The following is a 19,965-nucleotide window of genomic DNA, read 5'->3' on the forward strand; positions in this document are numbered from 1 at the left end:
TCAGCGAAGTTCGTGGACGAGTTGGCAAAATGCGTCTCCGCGTTCCTCGTAGCCTCCGAACTGGTCAAAGGACGAGGTACCGGGAGAGAACAGGACGGAACCGCCCCGCGGGGCGAGGCGGTGGGCCGCGGCGACGGCCTCATTCAGCGTGGAAAAGTTTTCACAGGGCAATTCCGGACGGATCAGGTCGGCCAGCGACCGACCGATCTGGCCAAAGGTGACGGCGGCCACCGCCTTCGACTTCAGCTGCGGCAGGAGCGGCGAGTAATCGAGCCCCTTCTCCTTGCCTCCGGCGATCAGCACCACAGGACGGGTCTGCGACTTCAACGCGCTCTCGAGCGCGTGGAGGTTGGTCGCCTTGGAGTCATTGAGCCACTCGACGCCGTCGAGGGTCCGGACCAGTTCGCAACGGTGGCGCGGTGGCGCGTAACCATCGAAGGCGGAGCGGATGGCGTCTTCCCCGACTCCGAGCGCGACGCATGCGGCGATCGCCGCCATCGCATTCTCCGCATTGTGCAAACCGCGGAGATGGGATGCTTCGTGCAGATCGAGGAATTGTTTTCCGCCGTGAAGGATCAGCTGGCCGTCGGAGAACCAATCCGCTGACTGGTCCTCGGTCGAAAAGGTCACCAGCTTCGCCGTCGGCATCGGAATCTCCTCACCTAGCCGCACCACGGCGGTCTCCGCCTCGGTCTGGTTCTCGAAGATCCGGAGCTTCGCGCGGCGGTAACTGTCGACATCCGGATAGCGATCCATGTGGTCGGGCGCGAAGTTCAGCCAGATCGCGACGTCCGGGCGGAAATCGACAATCGTCTCGAGCTGGAACGAACTCGCCTCCAGCGCCAACACGTCGGGCGGCGGATCCGCCATCACGACTTCGCAGACTGGCCGGCCGTAGTTGCCGCAGGCTGCCGCCGTCCGGCCGTCGGCGCGGATGATCCGCTCGACCAGCTCGGTGGTCGTGGTCTTGCCATTGGTCCCGGTGATCGCGATGATACGACCTCCGTAGTAGCGGCTTGCCAACTCGATCTCGCCGATGGTTTCGCTCGCCTTCCCAGAGAATGCCTCGACGAAAGGCCCGTAGGTGTCGATGCCCGGGCTGACCACCAGCAGGTCGCAAGGCTCGGCCGATTCCGGATCGGCGGCCGGATGCGACTCTGCCCCTTTGATCGGCGGGTCGATGGCTTCCCGCGAATCGAACACGTGGACTTCCGCCCCTTCCCGCAGGGCAAGCGCGACTGCGGCCCGGCCACTGGTGCCGGCTCCGAGGATGTTCACGCGTTTTCCGGAAAGGGTCATCAGACGATTTTCAGAAGGGCGAGACCGAAGAGGGCGAGCATGATCGAGACGATCCAGAAACGAATGATCACCTGGCTCTCATGCCAGCCGCGCAGCTCGAAGTGGTGGTGGATGGGCGCCATCGCGAAGATACGCTTCTTGCGCAGCTTGAAGGATCCGACCTGCAACATCACCGAGAGGGCCTCCATCACGAACACGCCGCCGATGATCACCAGCAGAAGTTCCTGCTTCACGCAGATCGCCGCGGTGCCGAGCGCGCCACCGATCGCCAGCGAGCCTGTATCGCCCATGAAAACCTTGGCGGGATGGCAATTGAACCAGAGGAATCCGAAACCGGCACCGGCCAACGACAGGAGGAACACTGTCAGTTCGCCAACGTAGCGGTTGTAGGGAATCGTCAGGTAGTCGGTCGCCATGAACAGGTGGCCGGCGAGGTAGGCGAGAATGCCGTAGGCGAGCGATACGGTGATCGTGCAGCCAGTCGCGAGACCGTCGAGGCCGTCGGTCAGGTTCACGGCGTTCGAGCAGCCGATGATGATCGCGATAAAGAACGGGATGATCAGCCAGCCAAGATCGATCAGGGACACCTTCAGCAGTGGGAAGCTGATCTCGCTGATGCTCATCGGCATACCACCGAAGCGGTAACTCGGTGCCCCCGCGGCGAGTTCCTCGGGTGTCGCTCCATAACCGGAAATCTCCGGCTTGAAGTAGATGAACAGGGCGGCGACCAGGGCGACGAGCAACTGCCAAAACAGTTTCCCGCGGGCACTGATGCCGTCGGAGTTCTTCTTCTTCACCTTCGCGTAGTCATCGCAGAAACCCAGCAACCCGAGCGCGCCCATCGTGCAGGCGCAGACCGCGACGAAGGGATTCAGCGGGCGGGCGCAAACGAGGGTCGAGATCAGAACCGAGCCTAGGATCAGCACCCCGCCCATAGTCGGCGTGCCGACCTTGCCGCCGTGCAGCTCGGCGAGCTTGTGGACCTCGGCCGCCGTGCGGATCGGTTGGCCGACCTTGAGCGAGATCAGCCGGCGGATCACCCTCGGACCGAAAAGCACGCTCAGCACAAACGCCATCAGGCAGCCGAGCGCGGCACGGAAGGTGATGTATTTGAGCAGGTTCAGGAAACTCAGCGCATGCGCCCAACCCTCGGTTCCAGAAGCCTTCTCGGCGTCGAACGCCGCCTGCCACCATTCGTAAATCCAGTAGAGCATCAGTTGTTGGGGGGACAAACACGGTTCATGACCTTTTCCATCGCGGCACTGCGGCTCGCCTTGAAGAGGACGACATCACCCGGCCGGAACCGGTTCGAAAGAATGGAGGAGGCGGCATCACCGTCCGGAATGTGGTCGGGCACACCGGCACCGCGGGCGATGCCTTCTGCCCCTTCCCCAACGGAAATCACCGCAACACCGCGGGATGCGGCGAGACGACCGACCTCGAGATGGGCTTCAGGGCCATGGCCACCGAGTTCACCCATCGGACCGAGCACGGCGAAGCGACGCCCGCCGTCGCCGACCGGTGTTTCGGCCAACGTCTCGATCGCCGCCGACATCGACTCGGGATTCGCGTTGTAGGTGTCGTCGTAAACGGTGATGCCCGACGACTCGTAGCGCCGCAGGCGCCCGCTGGTCAGTTCGGCGGTCGACAGGCCGCAGGCGATTTCCTCCGGATCGATTCCGAGAAACCATCCGCACCCGGCAGCGAGCAGGGCGTTCTTGACCATGTGGCGGCCCAGCGACGGCAGATCGACCTCGGCCACCTCCTTGTCCTCGATCACCAGCGTGAAACGGGTCCGCCCGCCTTTCGGAACCAGATGCTCCGCCCGGATCAGGCCCCGACCGTTTCCGACCGGCACCACCCGCGCTTTGGTACGAGACTTGAAGTAGTCATAGAAATCGCAGCCGGCGGGCACGAAGAGCAAGCCATCGGACGGCAAAGCGCGTGCCAGGGCGCCCTTTTCCTCGGCAATCCCCTGACGGCTTCCGAGATACTCGATGTGGGCCGTACCGATGTTGGTGATCACGCCCATGGTGGGCATCGCGATCTCGCATAGCGGGGCGATCTCTCCGGCATGGTTCATTCCCATTTCCACCACCGCGGCACCATGATCCGGAGTGAGGGCAAGCAGCGTCAGGGGCACGCCGATGTGATTGTTGAGATTCCCGCGGGTGGCAAAGACGTCGTATTTCCGAGCGAGCACCGCCCGGGTGAAATCTTTGGTGCTGGTCTTCCCGTTGGAGCCGGTAATCCCGACCACCGGAATCTCCATCTGAAGCCGCTGCCATCGTGCGAGACGTTGCAAGGCCAGCAGTCCGTCGCCCACCTTGATCACCGTCGCACCACAAGCGTCGGCTCCTCCATCCCAGCGCTCGACAACCACCACCGCCGCCCCGGCGGCCGCCGCCTGCGGCGCGAAATCATTGGCATCGAAGCGATCGCCCCGGAGAGCGAAGAACGCATCACCCTCGCCAACCGACCGGGTGTCGGTCGACACCGTCGAGACCATCTGGTCACCACTGCCGAGGACCAGCTCTCCCCCCGTCACCTGCGCGATCGTTTTCGCGTCGATCGGGTTCACCGCCGCCCCCTTTCTTCCCTCGGCGGGCGCTCCGCCAACGCCTTGCGGGCCTCCCTCCGGTCATCGAACTGGATGGTCTCGTCGGAAAACTGCTGATACGTCTCGTGGCCTTTGCCTGCGATGAGCACGATATCCCCGTTGCCGGCGGCATGGATCGCGATGCGGATCGCTTCGGCACGATCAGGAACACTCTTGTAGCGCGCACCGTCCATGCCCGCCTCGATTTCCCCGATGATCGCCTCCGGATCCTCGCCACGGGGGTTGTCGGAAGTGATGATGCAAGCATCGCTGTAACGAGCCGCCGCTTTCGCCATCAGCGGGCGCTTGCCGCGATCTCGATCACCGCCACAGCCGAATACGGTGATCAGTCGACGCGGCTCGAGTTCCTTGAGCGTTCGGCAGGCATTCTCCACCGCGTCCGGGGTGTGGGCGTAGTCGACAAAGACCGTGACTCCATCGCGGATGCCGCAATTCTCCATCCGTCCGGGCACCTGGGGTGCCTCGGCCATCGCAGCGATGGCGTTGCGAAGCGGAATCCCGACCGCCCTCGCCGCCCCGAGGGAAGCGAGAATGTTGTAAGCATTGAAGCGCCCGATCAACGGCGCGCGGACCAGATACTTGCGCCCTTTGGCCTCGAGCTTGAATTCCATGCCGCGTGCCGACTGGCGGAAATCGATCGCACGCAGATCGGCACGCAGGCCGAACCCATAGGTCACGACCGACATCTGGCCTTCCAAGGTCTCGGCCAATTCCGCCCCGCTCGGATCATCCAGATTGAGCACCGCCACCGGCTTCTTTTCACGGGGATTCGACGCGGCATCCTCGAACCACGAAATCTTCGCGGCGGCATACGCCTCCATTGTGCCGTGGTAGTCGAGATGGTCCTGCGTCAGGTTGGTGAAAACGAGAGCATCGAACGCGACGTCGGCCACCCGCTTCTGATCGATGCCGTGTGATGACACCTCGAGAGCCGCACCGCGGCAGCCGTTGTCGGCCATGCGACGGAGGATCGACTGCAATGCGACCGCATCTGGCGTGGTGTGGCTGGCCTCGACGACCCCCTCGCCGTCGTCGACCTGCACCGTTCCGAGCAGGCCGGCCCGATGCCACTCCGTCTTCATCAGATGGTGGCTTAGGAATCCGGTCGTCGTCTTGCCGTTGGTTCCGGTGACACCGACCAGCTTGAGCTCTTGCGACGGGTTCTCTGCAAGGCCGGCAGCCAACGAAGAAAGCGCGAGCCGCGCGTCGGCGACCTGAATCCAAGTGACCGTGGATGGATCTCCGGTCTCGGCAGCCGTTTCGGAAATGACCGCGACAGCTCCGGCTTCGACCGCGGGGCCGATGAAACGCCGACCATCCGACTGCGTGCCACGGATCGCGACGAACACGAAACCCGGCTCGATCGAGCGCGAATCAGACGTGACCCCGGTCACCTCGATATCGAGATCCCCGACCACCAAGGGCTTCCGCAGGCCCGCCACCAACTCTCGAAGCTTCATGGCGTCTCGGCCCCGGCGAGGGCGTCCTCGTCGAGCGGTTCGGTGGGGGTCAGGTTCATATGGGTCGCAATGCGGCCGGCGATCTTCGAGAAAATGGGAGCGGCGATCGTGCCGCCGTAGCGGTTCACCTCCTCGGTGCACGGGTCGTCAATCACCACAAGGCAGACGAATTCGGGATCCTCCGCCGGCATCATGCCGGCGAACGAAACGGTGTAGTGTCCGTGCTGGTAGTAGCCGTTCTTGATCCGGACCGCCGTGCCGGTTTTGCCCGCGACCTTGAATCCCGGAACCGCGGCCCGCGTGGCGGTGCCGCCTTCCTCGACCACGGTTACAAGAGCCTCACGAAGATCCTCCGCGACTTCCTCACGGATCACCCGCCGAACCACTTCGGGCGAGAATCGCTCGAGCACCGTGCCGTCGCTGGCAATGATCGACCGGACCACCCGGGGGCGGATCAGCTCACCGCCGTTCGCGATGGCGCCGTAAGCCGATGCGATCTGGAGAGGCGTGACGTTCAGCGCGTAGCCATACGACGCGCGGCTGAAATCGATCAGGTTCTCGGTGTTCCTCACCACCCCCGACGACTCACCGCTTAGAAGGATCCCTGTTTTCTCCCCGAAGCCGAACCGTCCGGCGTACTCATAGAAGCGGGTGTCGCCCAGCTGCCTCGCGATCTTGAACGCACCGATGTTGCTTGATTTCTGGAGCACCTTCCAAACCGGGATGATTCCGTATGGATGGTGGTCCGGAATCGACAGCGCACCCTCTTTGTAGAACCCCCACTCGCAATCAATCAGCGTGCTGGGCGAAACAAGACGTTCATTGAGCCCGCCCGCTGCGGCGATCACCTTGAAAGTACTACCCGGCTCGTAGATTCCCTGAAGCGCGTAGTTCATCGCACCCTCGGAGAGCCCTTCCTTGAGGTTGAGATTGAAGTGGGGACGGTTGACCATCGCCAGCAGGCCTCCGGTCTTCGGGTTCAGAACAACCACGCACCCACGGCCGCTGATGTATTCCTTCAGGCCCGCGTCGAGCTCTTCCTCGACAATCGCCTGAATCCCCATGTCGAGGGTGAGCCGGACGTTGAGTCCGTGCACCGGCGGGATCATCGCACCCTCCTCGCCCGGCATCGGAATGTTGAGGTGGTCCCAGACTCCGTCGGTTCCGTGCAGGAACTCCTCCATCGCGGCCTCGACCCCGAACTTGCCGACCTGGCGGAAGACCTTCTTGCCATTTGGTGCGACTGCTTCCTCCTCGCCGGTGTATCCGATCACGTGCGTCGCGAGATCCGGTGAAGTGTACCAGCGCTTGATCGAGTTCTCGAATTGGAAGCCCTTGAGGTGGTTCTCAAGGATCAGACCGCGCAGGCTGTCGGCCACATCCTCGGGAAGATCCTTGGCAATCGCGTAGTAGGCGCGCCCCTTGGACTTGGGCTTGTCAATGCGGGCACGCAGCTCCTCCTTCCGCACGCCGAGTGGACGTGAAAGCGTCTCCAGCACCCGCGAGACATACCTTTCGACCACAATCTCGGGCGGCTCCTCTTCCAGAATGATGCTGCGGAACGCCTTCAGCTTCCGCGCCTGCTGCTCACCGGTGAGCTCGTCCCAACCAGGCTCTTCCGAAGCACGCTGGTAGGCGAGGGCTCGCACCACCACCACCGGATCGTCGAAGAGCTTCGCGTCGACCATCAGATCGCTGAGCATGATGCTCTTGGCCAGCACCTCGTCGTGCCGGTCGACGATCTTGCCGCGCAGCCCTGGCAGAATCTCGCTACGGTCATACGCCGCGCGCGCGCGCTCCGCATACTTCTTCTGATCCCACACCTGGATCTGGATCAGCCGCACCGAAAGCAAACTGAGCCCGGTCACCAGGACCAGGCACAGCAGGAGGCAGCGGAACTGAAAAGCGCGGGACGACATGAATCGAATCAGGGGCGCACGGCCACCGGCACCGGATCCGGCTGGGCCAGCAACTGCACTTTCTCGACGACGCCGTGATCGACGGCCGCCAGGGAGGAATTCATCAGTTCGAGCTGGGCCCGGATCTCGTAACGGTCGAGCAACCGCTCCTTGCGGACATCGATCACCTGGATGTCGAGGTGATGCTGCTCGATCCGCTCGCGTGCCTCGGCGATCTTGCGCTCGGTCTTGATCTGACCGTTGCGGTAGATCGCATGGAGCGCACCACCGGTAGTCGCGACAATCGCCATCAACGCCAGCGCGATGAAGGCGGCGACGGGCGTCTGGGTGTCTTGGGAACGTTTGCGGTTCATGGTCGTGGAGTCGTTGGGTCCAGAAGCTCGGCGACCCGCAGTTTCGCACTGCGGGCCCTCGGATTGATTCGGATCTCTTCGTCGCTTGGAGCGATCGCTTTGCGCTGTGGCAGCCGGAATGCCCAGCGCGGGTTTGGCCGTGGCTCGGGCCACTCGGGGCGGTCCAGCCATGGCCGGGACCGGTCCTGCATGAATTGCTTCACCATCCGGTCCTCGAGACTGTGGAAGGTAATGACGAGCAACCGGCCCCCTGGCTTGAGCAGGTCGACCGAGTGCTCGAGCGCCCGCTGCAGGGATCCGAGTTCGTCGTTCACCGCGATCCGGATCGCTTGGAACGAACGGGTCGCCGGGTGCGTCCGCCCCTTCCGCCCGACCGCCTTTTCGATGCAGTCGGCCAGATCCAGGGTGGACTGAAAGGGTTGCTCGTTGCGGCGGCGGACGATCGCAGCGGCGATTCGCCGGGCCTGCGGCTCCTCGCCGTACTCCCGGAGAATCTTGCGGATCTCCTCTTCCGACCACTCGTTGACCACCGTCGCGGCGGTCAACTCCGTCGCGGGTCCCATCCGCATGTCGAGCGGGCCGTCGCCCCGGAACGAGAATCCCCGTTCCGGGGCGTCCAGCTGACGAGACGAAACCCCGAGGTCCAGGAGCAGGCCATCAGCCCGCTCTCCCCCCTGGACCTCAGGGTTGTCTCGGAAATCCGAGAAATTGCCCTGCCAGGTGCTGAAGCGCTCGCCGTACTTCGAAAGCCGCGCCTGCGCGTGCGCGAGGGCTTCCGGGTCGCGGTCGATGCCCAACACGCGGGCGCCGGCTTCGAGAAACATCTCGCTGTGCCCGCCCCCGCCGAGGGTGCCGTCGATGATGAATTTGCCGGACCCGGCGGCCATCCATTCCCGCGTTTCCTCAGGGAGGACCGATACGTGGTAACCTGGACGGCCGCTGTCCGACACATCACACATGAAAGTCACCGGCCGCCGCCCCGCAAACCAGCCATGGAAACCGGGGCGGACAACCGTGTCATGACGCTTCGGAAGGACCGCTGTCCCTTTCGTTCCTTCCGATCGCTTGGAAAAAAGTTCCGCGGCCCGTGCCGTAAACCAGCCATGGAAACCGGCACGGACACGCGGGTTGATTGGCGAAAGGAGCACTGTCCCGAGAAACTCCCTCCGCTCAGCCTGGAAAGTCACCGGTCGCCGCTCCGCAAACCAGCCATGGAAACCGGAGCGGACAACCGTGTCATGATGCACCGGACGGGCCGCTGTCCCTTTCGTCCCGTCTTGGTGCTTGGAAAATGATTCCGCGGCCCGTGCCGTAAACCAGCCATGGAAACCGGCACGGACACGCGGAGTAAGTGGCGAAAGGAGCACTGTCCCGAGAAACTCCTTCCGCTCAGCCTGGGAAATCACCGGTCGCCGCCCCGCAAACCAGCCATGGAAACCGGAGCGGACAACCGTTTGGGTCACGGTGCGGAGAGCTGTCCCGAACACTCCGGACCGTGGGAAAAATACGCCCAACCCCAGCACCCGCGCCGTAGCGGAGGTGGGTGCCACCGGACGACTGGGTCCGGATGCCGGGGTTGGAAGGGCGAACAGCATGTTGTCGTTCGTTGGGTGAAATTCTTCGTTTAGAGGACGCCGAGGCCGCCATCGTCCATGGCCAGGTCGGCTTCTTCGATGCGACGGAAGCTCTCTTCCGTGCAGATGATGTAGTAGCCGTCGCGGCCCGCGAGTTTCACGGCGCCGTCGGCCTTGAGTCCGATCCGCTCGGCCCACTCCTTGGGAACGGTCAGCTTGCCTTGGCTGCTGATCGTCGCCTCCTTCGAGCTCATGCGGAGCGCGCCGGCGAGCTTCTGCTTGTTGGCCGGAGGAAGCTCCGACTCGGAGATCTGGCGGAACTTGTCCTGGAAGGCCGCGTCGGTGAACACCTTGATCACCTTCTCGTCCTGCTCCTGCGAAACCTGCAGGCGAATCGCCTCCCCCTCGCCGTCGGGACGGAAAGCCACGGGGATGGAAACCCGGAACTTCGGGTCCATCTTGTAGTCGTAATGACTCTCGTAGACTTTGGCTTCAACCGACATGGAAGGGCGTCAATTCGCTGACGTGCCCCGAACTACACCAAAGTACACCCAAGTGCGCAAGAGAAATTGAAGAAGCCCAAAATATTTTTTAGATGCACTGGAAATCAATGAGTTACGAAGTGTATCTGAGTGCTTTTCGTAGCCCCTAAGACCAAATCCAACCCCGTCGAGGTGGGAATTTTTGCAATTTCAGCCACCCCGAGAGCCTCTCCTCCACTTTTCAAAGCTCTGTAGTGTACTTCGCGTCGATTCGGTGATCTCCGGTGTACTTTATGCCAAAAACTTCGAAGGCGCCGCCCGAGCGTCAAGCCCTTGAACCGAGAGAATCGAGGCAACTGACGCGGCAAATGCCCGAAGCCACCTCCAAAGCCCGCCCACAGGGGTTCGTAGTTCCCCGTTTACGGGGTCTAGGGATTCATGGCCTGTGAAATAGAGCCATCCGCCGCTTCACCGATCACCGCGACCACGCGCCCCAACGACGGACACCAACTGCACCGCTGTAGGAATCCCCGCAGGAACACCGCGACCGAGGGATTTGGTCGTGGTGGCAGAATTGCCTCCACCCCGTTCCAGACTCGCCGGCACACGAAGCCGTCACGGACGGCTTGCCGAATTCAAACCCACCGACGCTCCGCTGCCGTTGGGACTGCCTCCCTCCAGAAAGACCAAACCCGGGACCCCGAAGTCTCGGGATCCCGGGTTTGGTCGGGGTGGCGGGATTCGAACCCACGGCCTCTTCGTCCCGAACGAAGCGCGCTACCAGGCTGCGCCACACCCCGATGAATCGGATGCCCCTTTCGGAGCGGGCGGCTTCTTTCTCCGATTTCCCTCCGGCCTGCAAGCCAATATTCGCCCGCGCGATCCTTCGGAATCTAGGGCCACACGAGGCCGAAGCCGACCCGGTACAAAAGACGAGGGCCGCGCACTCACGCGGCCCTCAATAGTGTCATGAAACTTTTTTTCAGAGAGCGTCGCCCCCCTGGGAATGACGAAAGACTACCACGAAACGCCCCCTTGTCATGTCACCAAATAATGGGACACCGGCGGATTCCCCGTAGATTCAGGGATTGCCGCCATTCCTCCCCAATTTCCACCCCCCTGTGGCGGATTCCCGGGCCCTGAAACCCGAATAGAAAAAGACCCTGCGGTTCACTGAACTGCAGGGTCTTGAAAAGTGGTACACCCGAAGAGACTCGAACTCCTAACCTTCTGATCCGTAGTCAGACGCTCTATCCAATTGAGCTACGGGTGCTTTTGGGGTCGCACCGTTTCCGGCGCGGGCGGGAAGAAAGCGCTGTCGCCCGCCCGGTGTCAAGTTTTTCGGCAAGGGAATCCGAGCAGAATCGGCCCTCACGGATTCAATGTCGGACCGGCACTTCCTCGGTGCGGGTCGGGCCGTAGTAGCCCGCCGCCTCGAGAAGATCATGGCGCTCCCGGATTTCCTCCTCCATCCGCTCCTCCCATCCCTCCGGAAACGCCGCCGGAAGCAGGTCGAGGCCTTCCAGACGGGCAAGATGGGATGTCAGCACCTGCGTTAGGGAACCGCGGACCCGCCGCACCCGGTAATGTTCCGGCAGGGGTCGCTGCAGCAGGGTGTTCGATGTGACGATCTGCAGGCCGCTCGATGTCCAGGCCCGGAAGGTCGTCTCGAGGATCTCCTTCGAGGCCTGGAGGTTGGCGACGGTAACCACGCCGACGACCAGCGAGTGTCGCTCGTCCGGGCTGACCAGCGTGAACCATTGGGTCCGCAGGTCCCCGATCGGCGATCCCAGATTCCTGGCGAGCAACAGCCGCCAACCTTCGAAATCCGGGACCCCCTGAAGCTCGTCCCATTTCGCCCTCAGGCTCGGCATCCAGCCGGACGATCCGAGGTCTTCGGCTTCGCTGCTGGCAAAACAATCACGCACCAAGAGTCGGGAGCGGCGAAGCTTGAGGATGAGCATGGTCAGCAGAGCGAGCGGATTCCAGATCTGGTCGCCGAGCAGGGTGCGGAGGGAGAAACGGTAGAGGTAGGTTTTGAAAACCTTCCGCTCACGGGTTTCACCGCTCCGGTCCATCCACTCGCGCACCTCCTCCGACTGACGCGCCGCAAGCACCTGCAGAGCGGCCGCCGGCACTCCGCGCAATTCGAACCAGCCGTCGCGGACCCTTTCGCATCGTAGCTGCAGCACCCGACGCTGGGTCACGCTGAGAGCGACGAGCCCGGCCACGAACGCGAGCAGACCGAGCGTGCTCCATTCCCTCAGTTCGAGGACAAAGGTCGCGGCGAAAAGGCCGAAGCCGAGCCAGAATCCCCGTCGACCCCATGCGGTGATATTTCTCCGGCGCTTCTCATCTTCCGAGCCGACGTGCCAATTGAGGCGTGCTCGGAGTGCCTTGCGGGCTCGAACGACCCGGATTGCCATCAGGACGACGATCAGAACGAGCCACAACACCGGGAGGCTGACTTCAAGGCTGGGTCCGAAGTAGACGAATGCTCCCACCACAAGGAACATGACCAGCATCCGGATCAGCAGCTGGGCGCCGCGACTTCCCAACACCAGGAACTCGGCCGAGGCAGGCATCAGCGGGATGTCCGCGCGGCCCGTGTAGAGATCGATTTCCGGAAGCCGCGCGCCATCGCGGAAAAGCAGACAACCCTGGCTCACCTGCCACAAGCCGCCCGTGACCTGCGACGGCGGACCGCCGGCCTCCGGAACCTGGTAGGGGTTGAACTCACTCATCCGCCCCCTCTTGAAACCCGCCGCCCTGCCCGCTGCAAGTCCATCAGGAAGAATCGATGCGCGATCGCCCCGTCCCGCGATTCCGAATTGGCGGAGATTCGGAATCCGTGTTGAACTACGGACCATGAAATGGATTTCAGCGCTGCTCCTCTCCCTTGTCCTTTGCAGCTGTGGCGGCGGCTTCGGCGGCACCTCGGTCGGCAGCTCCCCCGCGATTCTGAATGTCTCCGGCTGGGATCCCAAAGAGGTCCAGCGGAACGGCGACCGATACTCCCCCCAGGATGTGTCGGCGATGCGTCGCAACGGGGCGCTGGGGCTGATCGCGCGCTCGGCGAAGGGTCCACTACTCGACGAGAAGTTCTCGGACTTCATCAAGTCGGCGGACCGCGAAGGCATGCTGGTCGGCGCGTATCACTTCGTAACGATGGATCAAGATCCCGCGGCACAGGCGGTGTCGTTCGTCAGCCGGGTTCGTTCGACGGCGCGCAGCCGCGGCCTTTCCCATCGGAAGATCCTCCTCGTCGGGGACTTCGATACCAAGTCGAGCCCCGACCGACTCGTCCGTTTCATCACCAAGGTCGAGGAGCTCACCGGGGTGACACCGGTGGTCTATCTGGAGAATAGCGCCGCCCTCCGCACCAGCCTGAGCAATGCCTCACCCGCCCAGAAGCGGATCATCCGGCGGGCACCATACTGGATCGCGCTCTACGGACCGGCCGGCACCGAGCGCAGCATGGGTGAAACGCTCACACCGGACGGACTGACCGAGCAGTACGGCGTGTGGAATGACTGGGTGATGTGGCAGTACGGCGGGGTGCTGTGGCAGAACGGCCGCTCGACGCCGAAGCACTACAGTACCGCATCGTGGCGGAGTCCCCGCTACTTCGGCAATATGGCCCACCCGACGGAGCGCAATGTCTTCAAGGGCAGCGAGGGTGACCTTCGCGCCTTCTGGAACCGCCACGGACTGGCGTGGTGGTGATACCGATCAGCGCCTGAGCACCGGGTCGAGCCACAGACCCCAGTCGCTGCTCTTGCCGTCGCCGCCGTCGGTGACCTTCAACTCGAGTTCCTTGATGCCTTCGAGGCCGACGGCAAATGGCTTGGTCGAACCCGCTTTCATCACGCCCGAACGCCAAATTTCCTTGCCGTCGCCGACGATCACGAAGTCACAGCTGCCTTGGGACGAACCGTCACCGATGCCGACTTTGCCATCGAGGCTCTTCCACTTGCCTCCGAGACTCCAACGATGAGATGCCGGAGCGTGCGCGTAGATCCCGCGAGGGTGGAGTTCGCCCCCCGAGATGATCAACGCCGAAGCGTCAGGCACGCGGTTCATCCGCGGACTGCTCCAGCCGACCTCGGCATGAGTCGCCTTGGCCGACGTCAGGGGAAGCTCGCCGCCATCCGCGGTCGAAGGATCTTCGGCCGAGGCTCCTCCCAAGGTTCCGACCAGCGACTCGGCCGTCTCGATCAAGGTGGCTGAGACCTCCCGCGAGCGCAGCGACTCCAACTCCGCAGAGGCAGCAGCGCGATTTCCCGAGTTAACGACCCCGATCAGCTTCGCGAGTTCGGTTCCGGCCTGGAACGCGGAAAGATCGACGTTGCCGTCCTGACCCACGCGGTAGGGGATCTCCCACCGCCCGTTGCTGCCGACATAGGTACTGCAGGCGCCGTTGACCTGGCAGACGACGATCCGGAACTCCTGTCCTTCGCCAGGGACGAGACCATTGGCATCAAGCGTGAAGTTACCTTCCGCATCCGGAACCGCGGTGCAGGTCGTCGCGTTGTAGTCGCCTCCGCCAGCCGGATCCATGTACCCGATCACCGCGTAGGGAGCGGGATCAGCGGTCACCTTGCCATGCACCCGGAACGACTTGCCGAGCGGCTCGACCCGGAGTCCCTCGACTTTCGCGTTCGAGCGATTGTCGAGCTGCTTCACCGACCCGCTGAACATCGGGTGGGACGCGAGCTTAAGTCCGTGGGCGAGGGTCAGGAAAGATCCCCTTCCCTCGTTCCTACGGTCTTCACCGTAGGTCCGGTTGCCGCTGCCCATCAGGGCCGTGCCGAACGCCTTGCCCTCATCGTCCCGCTGGCGGTTGTGTGGCAGGCCGAGGGCGTGGCCGAGCTCGTGGCAGATGCCGCCGATGAAGATCGTGTTGTAGCGGCCGATCGAGATGTGTCCGTACTGGCCGTCGTGCACCTTCGGCTCGGTCTTGGCCAGCCCGCCGAGCTCGAGGATGGCGGAGTCGACCTGCCAGGCGTTGCCTCCGGCCGGAGATCCGCCGGCGTAGTAGGGGCTGTTCTGGGTGATCTTGCGGTTCTCGGGATCCCAGTTCGACATGTTGCAGAAGATGACCAGCGTCTCCTTGTCGGGATCGAGTCCGGCGGTGCGGAGGGTCGGCAGGCACTCGGTCCGGATCTCGCCGCCCGACTGGACGTTGTAGGCCGAGTAATCCTTCCTGCCCTCGACGAGGTGGATGTTCAGCAGGCCATCCGGCGCGTAATCGAGATTGATCGTCCGGGGTCCGAAACCGAGGCGCTTCATTTCGGAGGCATAGAAGTCCCGGATGTCCTCGAGGATCGAGGTGAGCCGCTTCCGGAACATGGGCTGCGGCTTGCGATCCTTCGGCGTCCAGTAGACCAGATGCAGCTTCCGCTCCCCCTTCTGCGGTGACTCGTTCTCCCACTTTTCCAGCAGGGCCATGGCCGCAGGCACTTTGACGTCGATTTCCTCCTGAGGCGTCATCGCGCCGAAAACGGGCGCGGCAAAAGCCAGAAAAGCGAGGGTTCCGGGGAGTTTCATGCCCCGATAAACGCAAAACGGGCCCCGACTCGTTCATTTCGAGGGATTTGGGCGGGAAGAATCCCGCCGAGCCGGGAATCGGCACGATTTTCAGCCGGACGCCGCCAAATCCCTGATTCCGAGCGCCTCGAATCGGCCTTTTCCCTTGCCATTCCGGGGCCTCTCTCCTATCTCGCGCGTCCCTTCCCGCGCCGCCGCAACAACAACGGGAGACCGAAGGGATCAAAAACGCGGCGGGTTTCCCGAAATCGCCCGACCTGAATCAAGGCGGGACACCCAGACCATGATCAACGAACTCATCAACGATATGGTGGACGCAGGCGTCCACTACGGACACCAGACGAAGAAGTGGAACCCGCAAATGAAGCCCTACCTGATGAAGGACAAGGGCGGGATCTACATCATCAACCTGGAGCAAACGGTGAAGTGCCTGGACAAGGCCGCCGATTTCCTTTCCGACCTCGCCACCAAGGGCAAGAACATCCTCTTCGTCGGCTGCAAGCGTCAGGCCCAGGAGGCTGTCCGCCAGTCGGCCGAAGCAACCAAGCAGTTCTACGTGAACCACCGTTGGCTCGGCGGCATGCTGACCAACATGGCGACCGTCAAGAAGTCGATCGAGCGCCTGAAGTGGCTCGAAGGCCTCGAGAAGTCGCCCGAGTTCAAGTCGATTTCGAAGAAGGAGTTCGCCGCGCTGACGCGTGAGAAGAACAAGCTTCGCCGCAACCTCGACGGCATCCGCAACATGGACGGCATGCCCGACGCGCTGGTGATCGTCGACTCCGCACGCGAGTCGATCGCTGTCGCCGAAGCCCGCCGCCTCAACATCCCGATCGTCGCGATCGTCGACTCCAACGCCGACCCGTCGGTCGTCGACTACCCGATCCCGGGCAACGACGATTCGGTCCGCTCGATCCGCATCATCCTTCAGAATCTCGTCGACGCCGTCGTCACGGGCAAGAAGGGCTGAACCACCTGACGAAACCTTCACCCGGACAGGGCGGCAGGCTGGCGATCGATCGACCAACCTCCGCCCGTCCTTTTTCCCACCATCCCACTACCATGATCACCGCATCACTCGTCAAAGAACTCCGCGATAAGACCAACGCGGGCATGATGGACTGCAAGAAGGCCCTCACCGAGACCAACGGTGACCTCGAGGCCGCCGTCACCTGGCTCCGCGAGAAGGGCATTTCGAAAGCCGCCGGCAAGGCCGACCGCGAAGCCTCCGAAGGCATCATCGCCGCCCGTCTTTCCGACGACGGCAAGACCGGCCTGCTCGTCGAGGTGAACTGCGAGACCGACTTCGTTTCGCGCAACGAGAACTTCGTCGCGTTCGTCGACGAGATCGCCGACACGCTGGCCGCAAGCGATGCCAAGACCCTTGAAGAGGCACTTCAGGTCTCCAAGGACGGCGGCACGGTCGAAGAGTTCGTGAAGGCCAAGGTCATCGAACTCGGCGAGAACATCCAGCTGCGCAAGTTCGAGCGCTTCGAGCTCAGCGACAACGGCGCCATCGCCCAGTACATCCACATGGGTGGCAAGGTCGGCGTGCTCGTCGAAGTCGGTGCCAAGCAGGGTGAAACCGCCGCCAAGGACGAGTTCCGCGAACTGGTGAAGGACATCACGCTCCACATCGCCGCCGCCGCGCCGAAGGGCCTGGCCCGCGAGGACATCCCGGAAGATCTGGTCGAGAAGGAGAAGGACGTGTTCCGCGCCCAGCTCGCCAACGAAGGCAAGCCCGCCGAGATCATCGACAAGATCATCATGGGCAAGATCGGCAAGTTCTTCTCGGAGACCTGCCTGCTCGAGCAAGCGTTCGTGAAGGACCCCGACAACACGATCAAGAAGCTCGTCGAGAACGCCGGCAAGAGCCTCGGCGACGACCTCGAGATCCGCCGCTTCGTGCGCTTCGGACTCGGCGAGTAATCGCTTACGATTCCCCAAAGCCCGCTTCCCGATGGGAGGCGGGCTTTTTCGTTTGGTGGAGCGCCGGTTATGAAACCGGCATCTTCGTCGGCTCGAAGAATACCGGTTTCATAACCGGCGCTCCATTCTCAGGGATCCCCAGCGATCGCCTCTTCGAGCTTCTCGCGATCCCGCCCGCTCATCCGGGCCCGGGCCGTTTCGAGAATCATGTCCTTTTCGGACTGGTCTTCGGCCATCCGCGCCATGGCGGCCACGGCATCGACCGAGACAGGCGTGGGCAACGCGATACCCACGACCTTGCCGAGCACCCGGGTCCGTTCATCCGGATCCTCGATCGACATCACCCACTCGCGACACGCGGGGCCGAGATTCCCATCATTCATCAGCGAGACAAGCCGCCGGTTGCCGTCATCGGTCGGCGACGGGGCCAGCCACTCGACCCAATCGATCGCGTCGCCCGCGCTCAGACTATCGAAGCGAAAAGCTGAATGCTGCCCATCCAGTTCATCGAGCGTCCAGCCGGTCGCCTCCATCACGCGGCGCGCGACTTCCGCCCGGCTTGACCCGAATGCCGCTTTGCTCGGAATCCCGCCACTACCCGAAAGGATCGTCTCTCCATCCCGCTCCATCCGGGCGAGGGTGGTGGCAATCGCGAGCTGAGTCTCGTCATCTCCACCGGAAAAGTAGGCCCAGCAAGATCGGAGACCCCGCGTGCGGCTCCACTCCAGAGCCTGACGCACCGCCAGTTCCGGACGGGAAACCGCAAGCCCCTTGATCAGGATCGCCGCGGAGACCTGCCAGTTGTTCGAATTGGGTGGGAATCGGTCCTGATGATCCTTCCACCAGGAAAGCGCCATCTCCGGCTCTTCCCTCGCGAAGGAGGACAAGGCCGCCTGACGGATACGGTTTCTCTCGGACGCATGCATCCCATCATCCACCAGTCCGATGCCGGTTGGCGATCCTTCCACGATACCGAAGCCGTCGAGGACCGCCTTCGGATCCAGACTTGCCCAGCGTGCCGTCAGATCGCGAATGACGGCGAGGCGGCCCTCCCGATCCAGCGCATCATCGGTATCCAGACGACGGATCAGTTCCTCGAGTTCCCCGGAGTTCAGTTTGGGCAACTCGCGTCCGATCTGCACCATCAGGGTGAGCGCGCGACGCCCGGACGGCAGGGAAACTCCGGGACCGAAATCGTTTTCCCGAATGAACTGTCCGATGGTGCTCTCCAGCAAACTGACCCGGTCGACTTCCTCCCGCACCGAAAACTTCGGACCCACCAATCCGCCGTCCTCCGAGCCAATTCCGGTCCGATCCCGAAGGGCATCCCGCTCAGCGGCCAGTTGCCGGATCCGACGATGGTTCGAAGTGGCGGTCAGCGCCATCCACCCGACTACAAGAAGCAGGAATCCGACGATCGCGGCTCTCATCGGAGTGCCTCCATCAGTTGCTCCCTCTGCCGTTCGTCGGTCACGAGGCTCCTCGCCACATCCCTCGCCGCTCCGCGGCTCTTGTCCGGCACATTGCCCAGCAGAAGAGGAAGGATCACCGAGGTATCACCGGACTCCTCGTAAAACCGGGTGGCGAGGTCCAAGCGTTTGTCGAAGTCTTGCCCCTGGGCCTCCGCGAGCAGTTCACCGGTGGTCCGGTTCAGCCAGACCGGGTCTTCGTCGGCCAATCGATTGCGGAATTCGGTCACCGCGTCTCCAAATTCCGGAATCCCCCCGCCGCCCCATCGGATGTCCCGCGCCATGGACTCCCAGACTTTCCGAGAGACCTCGGCATCGGCAGAGATCTCCTCGAGATAGGCGGCGGTTTCATCGAAGTCCATGCGGCTGCCGTCGCCATCGCTCCAGTTCCAGGTCGGCCAAGCCAGGACGGTGGCGACTTGGTCCGGTGGCATGGACTCGCGCACCATCTCGACCCAGTTGGCCCGCGTCTCGGGAGTCATCCGGGAAATACTCAGGGACCGAAGCGACTCCAAACGTCGCTCGGGATGAACCGCCTGCAGCAAGGCTCGCGAGTTCTCCGGTGATGTCTCCAGCTCACCATACACTCCGGCTTCAATGAACTGCCTCGCCCGCTGCGCCACAGGCGATTCCGGATCCACCGCCGTCCCGAGGTGGTTTCGAAACCAGTCGATCGCGGCATCGGCATCGCGGGAAATCCAACGGCCAAAGTATGCCGCCATCGTCGAGCCCATTTCCCCGATCCGCGGCATGTACTCGCTCAATGTGTCGGCCTCGCGGCCTTCCTTCCCGAACATCGCACGCAGCCACTCCCGCTCGAGGAGCTCTCGGTCCCACTTGGACAGATCCGCAGCCAGATAGGCGCGCCGTGTGTCGCGCAGTTCGTCGAACGACATCTCCGTCAACTTCAGCTGCCAGGCGCGTGCCGGGTCGAACAATCCGATCCCGGCCGACCGAAACCCGTCGGCGACCGCGCTCCAGTCGTCGAGATCCACATCGATCCTCGAATCGCGCTTCTCCGCGAACCGGGTGTCATCCCGAGCGGGACGCACGGGCATCGGATCCCTCTCCGCGATCTCCGCTTCCAAGGACGCGATCCGGCCGGTTTGCCAAATCAGCAAAAGGCCGCCCGCGGCCGTGAGAAGCCAAAGCACGAAGAGCCCGATCCGTTGCCGGCCGGACTTCCCGCCCACTCCCGGGAACCGCTTCATTCGCCTGAACCTCTATCTCTCCGGCCCATATCTCTCAAGCGGCGGCCGTTTCCGGCCCGGTTCGAAAAAGTGGGAAGGAGCGCCCTGCGCGCGATTTACCTC

At 63.1% G+C, this 19,965-nt stretch carries 15 protein-coding genes and 2 tRNA genes; 3 read left to right on the forward strand and 14 right to left on the reverse strand.

Annotated elements, in window-relative coordinates; translation table 11 throughout:
• From murD to HAHE_RS05015, 11 genes are all read right to left on the reverse strand, one after another.
• Positions 1-1,299, reverse strand: coding sequence for a UDP-N-acetylmuramoyl-L-alanine--D-glutamate ligase (gene murD / locus HAHE_RS04965; protein WP_338689100.1), 1,299 nt, complete (start codon positions 1,297-1,299; stop codon positions 1-3).
• A complete protein-coding gene (gene mraY / locus HAHE_RS04970; protein WP_338689101.1) occupies positions 1,299-2,513 on the reverse strand; it encodes a phospho-N-acetylmuramoyl-pentapeptide-transferase in 1,215 nt (404 codons plus the stop codon). The genes murD and mraY overlap by 1 nt, the downstream gene beginning before the upstream one ends.
• Positions 2,513-3,880 carry a UDP-N-acetylmuramoyl-tripeptide--D-alanyl-D-alanine ligase gene (locus tag HAHE_RS04975; RefSeq protein WP_338689103.1) on the reverse strand — a complete coding sequence of 456 codons (1,368 nt, stop codon included), beginning with the start codon at positions 3,878-3,880 and terminating at the stop codon, positions 2,513-2,515. Before HAHE_RS04975 ends, mraY begins: the two co-directional genes overlap by 1 nt.
• On the reverse strand, positions 3,877-5,379 hold the full coding sequence (locus HAHE_RS04980) for a UDP-N-acetylmuramoyl-L-alanyl-D-glutamate--2,6-diaminopimelate ligase (protein WP_338689105.1): 1,503 nt from the start codon (positions 5,377-5,379) through the stop codon (positions 3,877-3,879). The genes HAHE_RS04975 and HAHE_RS04980 overlap by 4 nt, the downstream gene beginning before the upstream one ends.
• Positions 5,376-7,298 (reverse strand): penicillin-binding protein 2, encoded by a 1,923-nt coding sequence (locus HAHE_RS04985; RefSeq protein WP_338689107.1) that lies wholly within the window; start codon positions 7,296-7,298, stop codon positions 5,376-5,378. The genes HAHE_RS04980 and HAHE_RS04985 overlap by 4 nt, the downstream gene beginning before the upstream one ends.
• Positions 7,299-7,306: 8 nt before the next feature.
• Positions 7,307-7,651, reverse strand: coding sequence for a hypothetical protein (locus tag HAHE_RS04990; protein ID WP_338689109.1), 345 nt, complete (start codon positions 7,649-7,651; stop codon positions 7,307-7,309).
• Complete coding sequence (rsmH, locus tag HAHE_RS04995; protein WP_338689111.1) at positions 7,648-8,610, reverse strand: 16S rRNA (cytosine(1402)-N(4))-methyltransferase RsmH; 963 nt, start codon at positions 8,608-8,610, stop codon at positions 7,648-7,650. Before rsmH ends, HAHE_RS04990 begins: the two co-directional genes overlap by 4 nt.
• A gap of 665 nt (positions 8,611-9,275) precedes the next feature.
• Positions 9,276-9,728 carry a hypothetical protein gene (locus HAHE_RS05000; protein WP_338689113.1) on the reverse strand — a complete coding sequence of 151 codons (453 nt, stop codon included), beginning with the start codon at positions 9,726-9,728 and terminating at the stop codon, positions 9,276-9,278.
• Positions 9,729-10,430: 702 nt separating this feature from the next.
• Positions 10,431-10,507: transfer RNA gene (locus tag HAHE_RS05005), tRNA-Pro, on the reverse strand.
• Between the two features lie 396 nt (positions 10,508-10,903).
• Positions 10,904-10,980: transfer RNA gene (locus HAHE_RS05010), tRNA-Arg, on the reverse strand.
• Positions 10,981-11,086: 106 nt separating this feature from the next.
• The gene (locus HAHE_RS05015) at positions 11,087-12,451 is read right to left on the reverse strand and encodes a hypothetical protein (protein WP_338689114.1); all 1,365 of its coding nucleotides are present in this window, start codon (positions 12,449-12,451) and stop codon (positions 11,087-11,089) included.
• Between the two features lie 124 nt (positions 12,452-12,575).
• Here HAHE_RS05015 and HAHE_RS05020 point away from each other — a divergent pair, with 124 nt between their 5' ends.
• Positions 12,576-13,433, forward strand: coding sequence for a GH25 family lysozyme (locus tag HAHE_RS05020; protein ID WP_338689116.1), 858 nt, complete (start codon positions 12,576-12,578; stop codon positions 13,431-13,433).
• Positions 13,434-13,439: 6 nt separating this feature from the next.
• Here HAHE_RS05020 and HAHE_RS05025 read toward each other — a convergent pair whose 3' ends face one another.
• Positions 13,440-15,257 carry an NPCBM/NEW2 domain-containing protein gene (locus tag HAHE_RS05025; RefSeq protein ID WP_338689117.1) on the reverse strand — a complete coding sequence of 606 codons (1,818 nt, stop codon included), beginning with the start codon at positions 15,255-15,257 and terminating at the stop codon, positions 13,440-13,442.
• Between the two features lie 283 nt (positions 15,258-15,540).
• Between HAHE_RS05025 and rpsB the strand changes: the two genes are divergently transcribed.
• Both rpsB and tsf read left to right on the forward strand, forming a co-directional pair.
• Positions 15,541-16,224, forward strand: coding sequence for a 30S ribosomal protein S2 (gene rpsB / locus HAHE_RS05030; RefSeq protein WP_338689119.1), 684 nt, complete (start codon positions 15,541-15,543; stop codon positions 16,222-16,224).
• A gap of 92 nt (positions 16,225-16,316) precedes the next feature.
• Entirely contained in the window at positions 16,317-17,183 is an 867-nt protein-coding gene (gene tsf, locus HAHE_RS05035; protein ID WP_338689121.1) for a translation elongation factor Ts, read from the forward strand.
• A gap of 128 nt (positions 17,184-17,311) precedes the next feature.
• On the opposite strand, the gene HAHE_RS05040 is transcribed toward tsf, so the two are convergent.
• Both HAHE_RS05040 and HAHE_RS05045 read right to left on the reverse strand, forming a co-directional pair.
• Positions 17,312-18,613, reverse strand: coding sequence for a hypothetical protein (locus HAHE_RS05040; protein ID WP_338689122.1), 1,302 nt, complete (start codon positions 18,611-18,613; stop codon positions 17,312-17,314).
• Positions 18,610-19,863 carry a hypothetical protein gene (locus HAHE_RS05045; protein ID WP_338689123.1) on the reverse strand — a complete coding sequence of 418 codons (1,254 nt, stop codon included), beginning with the start codon at positions 19,861-19,863 and terminating at the stop codon, positions 18,610-18,612. The genes HAHE_RS05040 and HAHE_RS05045 overlap by 4 nt, the downstream gene beginning before the upstream one ends.
• Positions 19,864-19,965: the final 102 nt, after the last annotated feature.

The sequence above is a fragment of the Haloferula helveola genome, assembly GCF_037076345.1.
GTDB classification, from domain to species: domain Bacteria; phylum Verrucomicrobiota; class Verrucomicrobiia; order Verrucomicrobiales; family Akkermansiaceae; genus Haloferula; species Haloferula helveola.

What these genes read in the sequence shown, in the direction of transcription:
- murD (WP_338689100.1), bottom strand. Translation starts at nt 1,299, where the DNA reads ATGACCCTTTCCGGAAAACGCGTGAACATCCTCGGAGCCGGCACCAGT.
- mraY (WP_338689101.1), bottom strand. Translation starts at nt 2,513, where the DNA reads ATGCTCTACTGGATTTACGAATGGTGGCAGGCGGCGTTCGACGCCGAG.
- HAHE_RS04980 (WP_338689105.1), bottom strand. Translation starts at nt 5,379, where the DNA reads ATGAAGCTTCGAGAGTTGGTGGCGGGCCTGCGGAAGCCCTTGGTGGTC.
- HAHE_RS04985 (WP_338689107.1), bottom strand. Translation starts at nt 7,298, where the DNA reads ATGTCGTCCCGCGCTTTTCAGTTCCGCTGCCTCCTGCTGTGCCTGGTC.
- HAHE_RS04990 (WP_338689109.1), bottom strand. Translation starts at nt 7,651, where the DNA reads ATGAACCGCAAACGTTCCCAAGACACCCAGACGCCCGTCGCCGCCTTC.
- rsmH (WP_338689111.1), bottom strand. Translation starts at nt 8,610, where the DNA reads ATGTGTGATGTGTCGGACAGCGGCCGTCCAGGTTACCACGTATCGGTC.
- HAHE_RS05000 (WP_338689113.1), bottom strand. Translation starts at nt 9,728, where the DNA reads ATGTCGGTTGAAGCCAAAGTCTACGAGAGTCATTACGACTACAAGATG.
- HAHE_RS05015 (WP_338689114.1), bottom strand. Translation starts at nt 12,451, where the DNA reads ATGAGTGAGTTCAACCCCTACCAGGTTCCGGAGGCCGGCGGTCCGCCG.
- HAHE_RS05020 (WP_338689116.1), top strand. Translation starts at nt 12,576, where the DNA reads ATGAAATGGATTTCAGCGCTGCTCCTCTCCCTTGTCCTTTGCAGCTGT.
- HAHE_RS05025 (WP_338689117.1), bottom strand. Translation starts at nt 15,257, where the DNA reads ATGAAACTCCCCGGAACCCTCGCTTTTCTGGCTTTTGCCGCGCCCGTT.
- rpsB (WP_338689119.1), top strand. Translation starts at nt 15,541, where the DNA reads ATGATCAACGAACTCATCAACGATATGGTGGACGCAGGCGTCCACTAC.
- tsf (WP_338689121.1), top strand. Translation starts at nt 16,317, where the DNA reads ATGATCACCGCATCACTCGTCAAAGAACTCCGCGATAAGACCAACGCG.
- HAHE_RS05040 (WP_338689122.1), bottom strand. Translation starts at nt 18,613, where the DNA reads ATGAGAGCCGCGATCGTCGGATTCCTGCTTCTTGTAGTCGGGTGGATG.
- HAHE_RS05045 (WP_338689123.1), bottom strand. Translation starts at nt 19,863, where the DNA reads ATGAAGCGGTTCCCGGGAGTGGGCGGGAAGTCCGGCCGGCAACGGATC.